Source organism: Bradyrhizobium sp. SBR1B (genome assembly GCF_014198205.1).
Taxonomy (GTDB): domain Bacteria; phylum Pseudomonadota; class Alphaproteobacteria; order Rhizobiales; family Xanthobacteraceae; genus Bradyrhizobium.
Genome location: NZ_JACIHC010000004.1, coordinates 374,858 through 387,869 on the forward strand (window position 1 = coordinate 374,858; position 13,012 = coordinate 387,869).

At 63.6% G+C, this 13,012-nt stretch carries 7 protein-coding genes; all 7 read right to left on the reverse strand.

The features are described 5' to 3' along the window. Nucleotides 1–48: 48 nt before the first annotated feature. Nucleotides 49–2,289, reverse strand: a complete 2,241-nt coding sequence (locus GGD61_RS13485; protein WP_183230779.1) for a glycosyltransferase family 41 protein — start codon at nucleotides 2,287–2,289, stop codon at nucleotides 49–51. A 162-nt stretch (nucleotides 2,290–2,451) separates the two neighbouring features. Further along, nucleotides 2,452–4,677, reverse strand: a complete 2,226-nt coding sequence (locus GGD61_RS13490) for a tetratricopeptide repeat protein (RefSeq protein WP_177237184.1) — start codon at nucleotides 4,675–4,677, stop codon at nucleotides 2,452–2,454. 115 nt (nucleotides 4,678–4,792) lie between these two features. Beyond that, a complete protein-coding gene (locus GGD61_RS13495; RefSeq protein WP_177237185.1) occupies nucleotides 4,793–7,066 on the reverse strand; it encodes a tetratricopeptide repeat protein in 2,274 nt (757 codons plus the stop codon). 114 nt (nucleotides 7,067–7,180) lie between these two features. Further along, nucleotides 7,181–9,421, reverse strand: coding sequence for a tetratricopeptide repeat protein (locus GGD61_RS13500; protein ID WP_177237186.1), 2,241 nt, complete (start codon nucleotides 9,419–9,421; stop codon nucleotides 7,181–7,183). A gap of 101 nt (nucleotides 9,422–9,522) precedes the next feature. After that, nucleotides 9,523–10,260, reverse strand: coding sequence for an amino acid ABC transporter ATP-binding protein (locus tag GGD61_RS13505; RefSeq protein ID WP_018323160.1), 738 nt, complete (start codon nucleotides 10,258–10,260; stop codon nucleotides 9,523–9,525). A gap of 11 nt (nucleotides 10,261–10,271) precedes the next feature. Continuing rightward, on the reverse strand, nucleotides 10,272–11,792 hold the full coding sequence (locus GGD61_RS13510) for an amino acid ABC transporter permease (RefSeq protein WP_092258651.1): 1,521 nt from the start codon (nucleotides 11,790–11,792) through the stop codon (nucleotides 10,272–10,274). After that, complete coding sequence (locus GGD61_RS13515) at nucleotides 11,789–12,994, reverse strand: amino acid ABC transporter permease (protein ID WP_092258341.1); 1,206 nt, start codon at nucleotides 12,992–12,994, stop codon at nucleotides 11,789–11,791. The genes GGD61_RS13510 and GGD61_RS13515 overlap by 4 nt, the downstream gene beginning before the upstream one ends. Nucleotides 12,995–13,012: the final 18 nt, after the last annotated feature.

A 13,012-nucleotide genomic window follows, 5' to 3' on the forward strand; every position in this document is an offset into this window, starting at 1 on the left:
CCTCGGGTCGGGGACGCGCGTCACAAAGCTCAGCGCGGTTCGTCCGGCTTATATGACCTCGCCGCGCTCCGCAGCAGCGGCACAATAGTCGTGCCAGAACCGGCGGTACCCCTCCTCGACCCTGCGCGTGTAAATCTCGACATTGCCGGCGGGCGAAGCTGCAATCCGGGCCGGCAGGCCCGCGCGCAACTTCGCCAGATAGTCGGGCTGCGACGCGAATTTGCGGGCGATCTCGACATAGCCGTCGTCATCCTCGGCGACCCAGTCGTTAAGCCCGACCGCCGCCACGATGGCGCCGCCGGCGCGCGACGAGGCGCCGTGACCGAGCTTGGCCACGACAGGAACGCCCGCATAAAGGGATTCCCAGGTGCTCACGCCGCCATTTTGCGGGAACGTATCGAGCGAAATATCGACTCGCGCGAAGGCCCGCAGATGTTCCTCGCGCGCTGACGAGCCCAGGCAGGTGATGTTCTGTTCGGGGATGCCCTGGTTCACGAGCCGCGCAAGAAGGCCGTCGCGCAGCATGGGATCGTCAAGCAGCGTATGTTTGATGATGATCCTGGATCCGGGCACCTCGCGCATCACCTTCGACCACACGCGGATGGCCTCATCCGAGATCTTGGAGATGCGATTGAAAACGCCAAAGGTCACATGGCCGTTGCGGAGCATGGGAAGCTCCGAAGCAGGCACATCCAGGATGGGATCGATCGTGATCAGGCAAGGTAGATCGCAGACCTTTTCAGCCAGTAGACCACGGACCGATTCCGGAATGAAGATCGGATCGGCGAGCACGTAGTCCATGGTCTGAAGGCCGGTGCCCGTGGCATGTCCGAAGCCCGTGACCTGGATCGGAGCGGGCTTGCGGGCGAAGACCGGGAGCCTGTTGCCAGTCGTATGCCCTGACACGTCGATCAGGATATCGATCTTGTCAGCCTCGATACGATCGGCCAGTTCGTCGTCCGAAAGCTGCCAGGCGTCGACCCAGACGTCCGCCAGCGACTTGAACTTGGCGGTCATCTCATCTCGTACCGGCGAGCACGAATAGCAGACGATCTCGAACTTGGCGTGATCATGGTGGCGCAGCACCGGTAACAGGCCGAACGCCGCCGAGTGGTACCAGAACTCGGCCGCGACATACCCGACCACGATCCGCCTGTCAGGATCGAGTTGCCGGGGTGCGTGCGTCTTCTGCGCCAATCTGGCGCCGATCGCATCCCCCCAGGATTTGCGCGCCGCTTGCTGGATCGCGAAATCGGCGTCGGAGAGAAAGTCCAGAAAATAGATCTTCCGCGCGAGCAGGTCCGGCTGGTCCGGCGCGATTGCGAGCGCGGCGTCGAGATGTTCGATTGCGGCTGCGATTTCGCCCTGGTTGGCAAAACAGGAGCTCAGCAGCGCCAATGCGATCGCCGAGCGCGGATTTTCTTCGAGCAAAGCCGTGCAGGCCAGGATCGCCTGCGCGGTATTACCCATGCTCAACGCGACTTCCGCCTTCCCCCGCAACGCAACTTCGAGCTTCGGTGAAAGCGCAAGGGCTGCGTCAAAATCCGCCGCCGCCTGTTCCAGCCGCGACAGCGCAAGATTGAGCCGTCCGCGGTGCGCCAGGAGCTTCGCCGAACCTGGCCTGATCGCGAACGCCGCTGCGAGCGCGGCTTCCGCCTCGTCGTAATGCTTGAGCTCGATCCCGACCACGCCCTTGCCGATAAGGGCTTCGGCGTGACGCGGCTGAAACAACAGAGCGCGCTCGAAACTCTGCCTGGCGCGGTCAAATCGGCCCAGCGCCAGCTCGGCGAGGCCACGATTGCAGAGCGCATCGGCATTGTCGGGCTTCAGGACGATGGCGCGGTCGTACAGCTCGATGGCCTGTTCGGGCAGGTTCATCTGAAGCAAGCTATTGCCAAGGCCGGCCAAGGCCGGCGCAAAGTTCGGCTTCAGCGCGATCGCCTTTTCCTGACAGGCGCGAGCGGCGTCAAATTTCTGAAGGGCCAGATGCACTGCCGCGAGATTGTTGTGGGCCTCGTGCGAGCGTGGCTCGATCGCGATTGCGCGCTCCAGCAGCTGCTGCGCCTCCTGCAGGCGCCCGCTTTGTTGCACGCTCAAGCCGAGCAAATGCGTAGCGTCGAAATGATCCGGAACGGCTTGCACGATCTGGCGGCAAAGCGCCTCGCTCTCCGCATATCTACCCTGGCTATAGGCGCTCGCCGCTGCGGAGATGATACCGTCGGCCTGCTTCTTCAATTTCTTCTGCAACCGCGCATTCTGGAATGCGCGCGCGCCGGCGCTGCTCTGCAAGATGTCTCTCCGGGAGATGGTGCTCGGCGAGTCTAGCTGATTCGCGCAGTTAGCCTGCCGGTCGGCGAGACCGGAAATTACCCGGGATATCCCGGGCCCGCGCTGGACTGTCCTGGCTCAGGAACCGCTGGGCGCGCCCGCCTCGCCGGCGACGGCGTTGCCTCACCCCGCAGCGGCGGCACAATGGTCGCGCCAGAACTGACGATAACCCGCTTCGAGCTCACGCGTGTAGATCTCGACATTGCCGGCTGGCGAAGCTGCGATCCGAGCCGGTAGGCCCGCGCGCAATTTCGCCAGATGCTCGGGCTGCGAGGCAAATTTGCGGGCGATCTCGACATAGCCGTCGTCATCCTCGGCGACCCAGTCGTTAAGCCCGACCGCCGCCACGATGGCGCCGCCGGCGCGCGATGAGGCGCCATGACCGAGCTTGGCCACGACAGGAACGCCCGCATAGAGGGATTCCCAAGTGCTGATGCCGCCATTCTGCGGGAATGGATCGAGCGAAATATCGACTTGCGCGAAGGTCCGCAGATGATCCGCCCGCCCTGACGAGCCCAGGCAGGTGATGTTCTGTTCGGGGATGCCCTGGTTCACGAGTCGCGCAAACAGGCCGTCGCGGATCATGGGATCGTCAAGCAGCGTATGTTTGAAGATGATCTTCGATCCGATCACCTCGTGCATCACGCTCGACCACACCCGGATCGCCTCGTCCGAGATCTTGTTGACACGGTTGAACACGCCGAAGGTCACATGGCCGTTGCGGAGCATGGGAAGGTCCAACGGCGGCACATCCAGGATCGGATCGATGGTGTTGAGGCACGGCAGGTCAAACACCTTTTCGGCCAGCAGATGCCGTGCCGATTGCGGAATGAAGACGGGGTCCGCGAGCACATAGTCCATGGTCTGCATGCCCGTGCCCGTCGCGTGTCCAAATCCGGTGGCCTGGATCGGAGCCGGCTTCCGCGCGAAGACCTGCAGCCTGTTGCCGGTCGTGTGGCCCGAAACGTCGATCAGAATGTCGACATCGTCGGCCTGGATGCGATCGGCGAGCTCGTCGTCCGAGAGCTGCCACGCATCGACCCAGACGTCCGCCAGCGACTTGAATTTGGCGGTCATCTCGTCTCGTGACGGCGAGCACGAATAGCAGATGATCTTGAAGTTGGTGTGATCATGATGGCGCAGCACCGGCAGCAAAGTCAGCCCCGCCGAGTGCTGTCGGAATTCGGTAGCGACATAGCCGACCACAATCAGCTTGTCCGGATCGAGCGGCCGCTTCGGCAGCGTCCGCCGCGGTATCCTGGAGCCGATGACGTCCCACCAATCCCGTCGCACCGCCTGCTGAAGCGCGAAATCGGCCTCGGCACGGAAGTCCTGCAAGAAGATCTTTCCCCGGATCGCATCTTCATAGTCCGGCCGGATCGCCAGGGCGCGATCGAGATATTCGATCGCGGCGTCCATGTCTCCCTGGTTCGAATGAGCAAAGCCCATCAGCGCCAGCCCTGTCTCCGAGCGCGGATTTCGCTCGATCAAGGCCGCAGCGGCCGCCATCGCCTGCGCTGTCTTTCCCATCACGAGGCAAGCCTGTGCCTTGCCTCGGAGAGCCAGCTCGAGCTTGGGCGAAATCGCAAGCGCCGCCTCGAAATCGGCGACCGCCGGTTCCATGCGCTGCAGCTCGTAATTGAGCCGCCCGCGTTGCGCCAATATCTTCGCCGAACCGGGCCTGATCGCGAGCGCCGCTGCGAGAGCAGCTTCCGCATCATCGTAATGCTTGAGCTCGAGGCCGACCACCGCCTTGCCGACGAGCGCCTCGACATGGCGCGGCTGAAACAACAGCGCACGCTCGAAGCTTTGTATGGCAGGGGCAAACCGGCCCAGCGCCAGCTCGGCCAGACCACGATTGCAGAGCGCATCGGTATAATCGGGCTTCAGCTTGATGGCGCGATCGTACATTTCGATCGCCGGTTCGGGCAGGTTCATCTGAAGCAAGGTATTGCCGAGGCCTACCAGAGCCGGCAGAAAATTCGGCTTCAGCGCGATCGCCTTCTCCTGACATGCACGGGCGGCCTCGAATTTCTGAAGGGCCAAGTGCACAGCCGCGAGATTGTTATGGGCCTCGTGCGAACGCGGATCAATCGCGATCGCGCGCTCGAGCAATTGTTGCGCCTCCTCCAGGCGCCCGCCGTGTTGCGCGCTCAGGCCGAGCAGATGCGTCGCGTCGAAATGATCCGGAATGGCTTGCAGGATCTGACGGCAGAGCGCCTCGGTCTCCGCATATCTGCCCTGGCCATAGGCGCTTGCCGCGGCAGCGATGATGGCGTCGACCTGCTTCTTCAATTTCTTCTGCAACCGCGCATTCTGGAATGCGCGCGCGCCAGCGCTGCTCTGCAAGATGTCTCTCCGGAAGATGGCCCGCGGCGAGTCTAACTGATTCGCGTTCCGGGCCGGCCGGTCGGCCGGAGCCGAAATCCCTCCGGGCGTTCCGGGGCGTGTTGCAGGATCCGGCTCAGGAACCGCCGGATGCGTCTGCCCCGCTTACCGCAGCGTCGCCGCTTTCCGCGGCTGCGGCACAATAGTCGCGCCAGAACTGACGGTAACCAGCTTCGAGCTCACGCGTATAGATCTCGACATTGCCGGCGGGCGAGGCTGCGATCTGAGCCGGCAAGCCCGCGCGCAACTTCACCAGATGCTCGGGCTGCGACGCATATTTGCGGGCGATCTCGACATAGCCGTCGTCATCCTCGGCGACCCAGTCGCCGAGACCGACGGCGGCCACGATGGAGGCGCCGGCACGCGAAGAAGCTCCAATGCCGAGCTTGGCGACGACGGGAACGCCCTTGTAGAGGGATTCCCAGGTGCTGATGCCGCCATTCTGCGGGAACGTGTCGAGCGAAATATCGATCTTGTCAAAGGCCATCAGGTGATCGTCGCGCGAGGTGGTGCCGAGGCACGTGATGTCCTCCTCGGCAATGCCCTGCGCGATGAAGCGTGCGATCAGGCTATCGCGCAGCAAGGCATCATCGAGCAAACCATGCTTGAGGATGATCTTTGATCCCGGCACCTCCCGCATGATGCGCGACCACACACGGATCGCATCATCCGAGATCTTGTAGATGCGGTTGAACACGCCGAAGGTGACGTAGCCATTGCGGAGCATTGGCAGCTCGGAAGGCTGCAGATTGGTGACCGGCTCCATCGTGATCAGGCACGGCAGATCGTAGATCTTTTCCGGAAACAAATGTCGAGCCGATGGCGGAATGAAAATGGGATCCGCGAGCACGTAGTCCATGGTCTGCATGCCCGTGCCCGTCGCGTGTCCGAAGCCGGTTGCCTGGATCGGAGCCGGCTTCCGCGCGAAGCATTGCAGCCGGTTGCCGGTCGTGTGGCCCGAAACGTCGATCAGGATGTCGACATTGTCGGCCTGAATGCGATCGGCGAGTTCGTCGTCCGACATCTGCCAAGCGTCGACCCAGACGTCCGCCATTTGCTTGAACATAGCGGTGTACTCGTCCGCTCCCGGCCAGGAGTAGTAGCAGATGATCTTGAACTTGGCGTGATCATGATGGCGCAACACCGGCAGCAAGGTGAGCCCTGCCGAGTGTTGCCGGAATTCGGCCGCGACATATCCGACCACGATCTGCTTGTCCGGATCCAGCGGCCGCTTCGGCAGCGTCCTTTGCGGAATCTTCGAGCCGATCGCATCCCACCATGACTTTCGTACAGCCTGCTGGACCGCGAAATCGGCATCCGCGAGGTAGTCCAGCAGGAAGATCTTGCCTCTGATCGCGTCTCCATAGTCCGGCCGGAGCGCCAGCGCACGATCGAGATATTCGATCGCAGCGTCCATCTCTCCTTGGTTTGAATAAGCAAAGCCCATCAGCGCCAACCCCATCTCGGAGCGCGGGTTGCGCTCGATCAAGGTCGCCGCCGCCGCCATCGCCTGCGCGGTCTTTCCCATGACCAGGCAGACCTGCGCCTTGCCCCGAAGGGCCAGTTCGAGCTTGGGCGAAATCGCAAGCGCCGCATCGAAATCCGCCAGCGCCTCGTGGAGGCGCTGCAACTCGTAACTGAGCCGCCCGCGCTGGGCCAGGATCCTCGGCGCGCCGGGCTTGATCGCAAGCGCCGTGGCTAACTTGGCTGCCGCCTCCTCGTGGTGCCGCAGCTCCATGCTGACCATGCCGCTGCCGACGATGGCCTCGGCGTGACGCGGCTGAAACAGCAGGGCGCGATCGAAGCTCTCCTTGGCGCGCATGATCTGCCCAAGCACGAGTTCGACCATGCCGCGATTGCAGAGCGCATCGGCATAATCCGGTCTGACCTTGATGGCGCGCTCGTGCATTTCGAGCGCCTGCTCGTACAGCCCCATATGCATCAGCGTGTTGCCGAGATTGGTCAGCGCCACCGCGAAATTCGGCTTCAGCGCGATCGCCCTCTCCTGGCAGCGCCGCGCGTCCTCGTAATTGCCGAGGTCGAAATGCACGGTCGCGAGGTTGTTATGGGCATCGTGCAGGCGCGGATCGAGCGCAATCACGCGCTCCAGCAGCTGCTGCGCCTCCTCGAAGCGCCGACCGTCATGGGCGCACATGCCGAGCAGGTGCAGGGCGTCGACATGATCCGGAAGGGCTTTCAGGATTTCGCGGCACAGCGCCTCGGTCTCGGCATATCGGCCCTGGCCATAGGCGTTCGCCGCAGCGGCGATGACGGCATCGGCCTGCTTCATCAATTTTTTCTGCAATCGCGCATTCTGGAATGCGCGCGCGCCGCCGCCGCTGTTCTGCAAGGTGTCTCTCCGGAGGATGCCCTGAGGCGAGTCTAACTGATTCGCAGCCACGGCCGGCCGGTCACCCGGCCGGCAGCGACTCCGGGATTTCCCGGGGGGCAACGCAAGGTCGGGCTACGCCACCTCGCCGCGTTCCGAGGCCGCGGCACAATGATCGTGCCAGAACCGGCGATAGGCCGCTTCGACCTCACGCGTGTAAAGTTCGACGTTGCCGGCAGGCGAGGCTGCGATCCGAGCCGGCAGTTCCGCCCGCAATTTCGCCAGATGAGCGGGCTGTGCCGCATATTTGCACGCGATCGCGGCGTAGCCGTCGTCATCCTCGGCGACCCAGTCGCCGAGGCCGACGGCCGCCACGATGGAGCCGCCGGCGCGTGCCGAAGAGCCATTGCCGAGCTTGGCGACGACCGGAACGCCCGCATAGAGCGATTCCCAGGTGCTGATGCCGCCATTTTGCGGGAAGGTGTCGAGGGAGATGTCGACTTGCGCAAAGGCCAGCAGATGCTCGTGGCGCGTGGTCGAGCCCAGGCAGGTGATATTGTCTTCGGCAATGCCCTGGGCCACGAACCGCGCGATCAGGCCGTCGCGCAGCAAGGCATCGTCGAGCAGCCCGTGCTTGATGATGATCTTCGACCCCCTCACCTCACGCATCACTTTCGACCACACCCGGATCGCATCATCCGAGATCTTGTAGATGCGGTTGAACACGCCGAAGGTCACATGGCCGTTCCGGAGCATGGGAAGCTCCGAGGGCGGCACGTCCAGGATGGGATCGATCGTGATCAGGCAGGGCAGATCATGGACTTTTTCGGCCAGCAAATGGCGCGCCGATTGTGGAATGAAGATGGGATCGGCGAGCACGTAATCCATGGTCTGAAGGCCGGTGCCCGTGGCGTGTCCGAAACCCGTGACCTGGATCGGGGCCGGCTTGCGGGCAAAGACAGGCAGCCTGTTGCCGGCCGTATGCCCGGATACGTCGATCAGGATGTCGATCTTGTCCGACTGGATGCGGTCAGCCAGCTCGTCGTCCGAAAGCTGCGCGGCATCGACCCAGACGTCCGCGAGAGGCTTGAATCTCTCGGTAATCTCGTCCTGCAGCGGCCAGCAGGAATAGCAGACGATCTCGAACCTCGTGTGATCGTGTTGGCGCAGCACCGGCAACAGCGCGAACGCGGCCGAGTGGTTCCTGAATTCCGACGCGACATAGCCGACGACGATCCGCCTGTCCGGATCGAGCTGCCGGGGCGGCAGTGTCCGTTGCGGAAGTCTGGCGCCGATCGCATCCCACCAGGATTTTCGCGCCGCCTGCTGGACCGCGAAATCGGCCTCGGGCAGATAATCCAGGATGAAGATCTTGCGTGCGATCGCATCCGCATAGTCAGGTGATATCTCGAGCGCCGCGTCGAGGTGCTCGAGCGCCGTCGCGACGTCTCCCTGGTTCGCGTAGCAGGCCCCGAGAAGCACGATTGCATAATCGGACCGCGGATTGTCCTCGAGCAGGGTCTTGACGGCCGCAATCGCCTGCGTCGTGTTTCCCAAGAGAAGATTGACCTGCGCCTTGCCACGCAGCGCGAGCTCGAGCCGCGGCGATTGCGCCAGCGCCGCATCGAAGTCCGCCGCCGCCTGCTCCAGCCGATGCAGATCGAAGTTGAGTCGTCCGCGCTGGGCCAGAATCCTCGGTGAACCCGGCTTGATCGCCAAGCCTGCCGCGAGGGCGGCTTCCGCCTCCTCGTAATGCCGGAGCTCGATGCACACCATGCCCTTGCCGGCGATCGCTTCCGCATGACGCGGCTGAAGCGACAGGGCGCGATCGAAACTCTCCTTGGCGCGCTCGGACCGGCCGATCATCAGCTCCGCCATGCCGCGGTTGCAAAATGCATCGGCGTAGTCGGGCCGCAGCCCGATAGCGCGTTCGTGCAGCCTGATCGCCTGTTCGCCGAGGCCGACGTTCAGGAGCGTATTGCCGAGATTGGTGAGGGTGATCGGACAATTCGGCTTCAGTGCAATGGCCTTCTCCTGGCATGCGCGGGCGTCCTGGAATTTCTGGAGATCGAAATACACAGCGCCGAGATTTCCATGGGCATCGGGCGAGCGCGGATCGAGCGCAATCGCGCGCTCGAACAGCTGTTGCGCCTCCTCCAGCCGCCCGCCTTCATAGGCGCAAAGGCCAAGCAGGTGCGTGGCATGGAAATGATCCGGAACCTCCTCCACAATGCCGCGGCAGAGCGTCTCGGCCTCGGCAAATCTGCCCTGCCGGAGCGCCTCGACCGCGAGCGACATGACGGCGTCCGCCTGCTTCCTCAACTTCTTTTGCAATCGCGCATTCTGGAATGCGCGCGCGCCGACACTGCTCTGCAAGGTCTCTCTCCGGAAGTTGGTCCGGAACGAGGCACAGCTGATTCGGATGGTGCCAGGCTGGCGGCCCGGTCAGACCGGCGCGGTCGCCGGATGGCAGGTGCTCAGCGCAGGATCTGGCTCAGGAACAGTTTGGTGCGGGCGTGCTGGGGCGCCGCAAAGAATTCGTTCGGCGTGTTGGCCTCGATGATCTGGCCGGCATCCATGAAGACCACGCGGTTGGCAACCTCGCGGGCAAAGCCCATTTCATGGGTGACGACCAGCATGGTCATGCCCTCCTCGGCGAGGTCCACCATGGTGTCCAGCACCTCCTTGACCATCTCGGGGTCGAGCGCCGAGGTCGGCTCGTCGAACAGCATGACCTTCGGGTTCATCGTCAGGGCCCGCGCGATCGCGACGCGCTGCTGCTGGCCGCCGGACATCTGTCCCGGAAACTTGTTGGCCTGATGCGGGATCTTGACCCGCTCCAGGAACTTCATCGCGTTGATCTCGGCGTCCTTCTTCGGGATGTTGCGCACCCAGATTGGCGCCAGCGTGCAGTTCTCCAGCACGGTCAGATGCGGGAACAGGTTGAAGCTCTGGAACACCATGCCGACCTCGCGGCGCACCGCGTCGATGTGCTTGAGGTTGGGCCCGAGCGCGATGCCGTCGACGACGATCTCGCCCTCCTGGAATTCCTCCAGCGCGTTGATGCAGCGGATCAGGGTCGACTTGCCGGAGCCCGACGGCCCGCAGATCACGATGCGCTCGCCCTTCTCGACCGCAAGGTCGATGTCGCGCAGCACGTGAAAGTCGCCGTACCATTTGTTGAGGCCGGAAATCTTGACGATGGGGTCGGACATGGTGACCTCGATCAGTTGCGACGGTGGGCGTTGAGGCGGTGCTCGACGAACAGCGAGTAGCGCGACATTCCAAAGCAGAAGATGAAGTAGATGATCCCGGCGAAGGCGAAGCCGGTGAACGCGGTCGAAGGCGTCGACCATTTCGGGTCCGAGAACGAGGCCCTGAGCGAGCCCAACAGGTCGAACAGCGCCACGATCGAGACCAGCGATGTGTCCTTGAACAGCGAGATGAAGCTGTTGACGAGGTTCGGAATGACGTGACGCAGCGCCTGCGGCAGCACGATCAGCGAGGTCGTCTTCCACCAGGACAGCCCCAGGGCCGCGGCCGCCTCGCCCTGCCCGCGCGGAATCGCTGCGAGCCCGCCGCGGACGTTCTCGGCCTGGTAGGCGCCCGTGAACAGCGCGATGCCGATCAGCGCGCGGACGAGACCGTCGACGGTGAAATTGCCGGGCAGGAACAGGGGCAGCATGTAGGTGGCGAAGAACAGCACCGTGATCAGCGGCACGCCGCGCCAGAACTCGATGAAGGCGATCGAGAAGATCCGGATCAGCGGAATGGTGGAGCGGCGGCCGAGCGCCAGCGCGATGCCGATCGGCAGCGAGGTGACGATGCCGGTGACGGAGACCACCAGCGTCACCAGGAGGCCGCCCCACAAATTCGTCGTCACGACCGGCAGTCCACCGCGATCGAGACCCATCAGCTTGATCACCGCGGCGATGGCGACGAAGGCAGCAATGCTCGAGGCCAGAGCGCGCCAACCCGTGCGCAAGCCGCCGCCGAGGCCGAAGGCGATCAACGACACGACTACGGTCGTGACGGCAAAATCGGCCCAGACCGACTGACCCGCTCCCTGGATCTGATCGCGCAACCAGGTCAGCGGAAGGATCAGCCAGGAGATCGCCGTGCCGAACAGCACGATGAAATTCCCGACCGCCCACAACAGCGGCGCAACGGCGGACGTCTTGCTGAAACCGAGCACGGCCTGCCCGGCGCCGATGATGCTCTCGTCGAACAATTCCAGCAGGCCGGCGGTCCAACTGAGGCCAAAGCCCTTGATGCCGCCACCGTGCAGCAGAAAGAACGCGACCACTGGAAATGCGAAGAAGAACAGACTGGCGTTGAGCCCCTTTGCCGGCAGACGCGGCACGAGCAGTGGCACGAGCAGGACCGCCGCAAGGACAAACGCGAGGTTGACCCGCCAGCGCTCGGCCTCGGGATAAAAACCGTAGATCAATTGCGGCAGCTTGGCCTGGATGTAGGGCCAGCAGGCGCCGACCGCAAAGCCGGCGTTCTCCGCGAGGCACGCCGTGCGGTCCTTGCCGCTCCAGACCGCATCGACCATCAAGAACCTGACCGAGGGAACGATGGTGAACCACAGCAGCAGGGCGCCGACGATCGTGAGCAGGATGTTGGTGGGCGAGTTGAACAGGCGCGTGCGCATCAGCCCGACAAAGCCCGTGGTCTTCATCGGTGCGGGACGCTCGGTGAGCAGGTCGCGGCGGACGAAGCTGCTCGAGGCGATATCGCTCATGCGCCCAGACTCCGGCTGACGCGCCACCCGTAGACGCTCATGATCGCGCTGGTGAGCAGCGAGATCAGGAGATAGATGCCCATGGTCATCGCGATGATCTCGATCGCCTGCCCGGTCTGGCTCAGCGACGTGCCGGCGAACACCGAGACGAGGTCGGGATAGCCGATCGCGACCGCCAGCGACGAGTTCTTGGTGAGATTAAGGTACTGATTGGTCAGCGGCGGCACGATGACCCGCATGGCCTGCGGCACCACGATCAGCCGCAGCGTGTTGCCGCGGCTGAGGCCGAGCGAGGCCCCCGCCTCCATCTGCCCCTTGTGGACGGACAAGATTCCGGCGCGCACAATCTCGGCGATGAAGGCGGCGGTATAGGTCGACAGCGCCAGCGTCAGCGCCACGAACTCCGGGATGATCCGCGATCCGCCGGCAAAATTGAATCCCTTCAGCTGCGGGAGCTCGAAGGTGAAGGGCAGACCGAACACCAACATCGTGGCAAGCGGCAGCCCGAACAGCAGGCCCAGCACGGTGGGCCAGATCCGGATCATCCGCCCTTCCTGAAACAGCGCGCGCCGCGCATAGAAGCGCAAGGCCAGTGACGCGGCGATACCGAGCGCCAGCATCGCCAGGAATGGCATCAGGCCGCTCCCGCCGATCGGGCTAGGAATGACGAGGCCGCGATTGCTGATGAAGGCAACGCCGAGCAGCGAGATGCTCTGCCGAGGATTGGGCAAGGCAGCCAGCACCGCGAGGTACCAGAACAGGATCTGGAACAGCAGCGGCAGGTTGCGGATGATCTCGACATAGATCTCGCCGACGCGCGACAACAGCCAATTGGGCGACAGCCGGCACAGCGCGACGATGAAGCCGATCAAGGTGGCGAAGACGATGCCCACCACCGAGACCACGAGCGTGTTCAAGAGCCCGACCACGAACACGCGCAGGAACGTGTCCGAACCGGTATAGGAGATCAGGGTCTGGTTGACGTCGAAGCCGGCATTATTCCTGAGGAAGCCGAAACCGGCGGCGATGTGCTGGTTTTCGAGATTGGCGCGGGCATTGGAGACGATCTCATAGCCGATCCAGCCCAGGATCGCCGCGAAGGCAAACTGGACGGCAATGCCGTTCCAGCCTGCCTTGCCACCCAGAACGCGCCTGATCTTCAGCGCGATCTGGGGTGGCGGTTTTCGGGCCTCGGTGCTCATGCCGCTGCCAGCGGATCA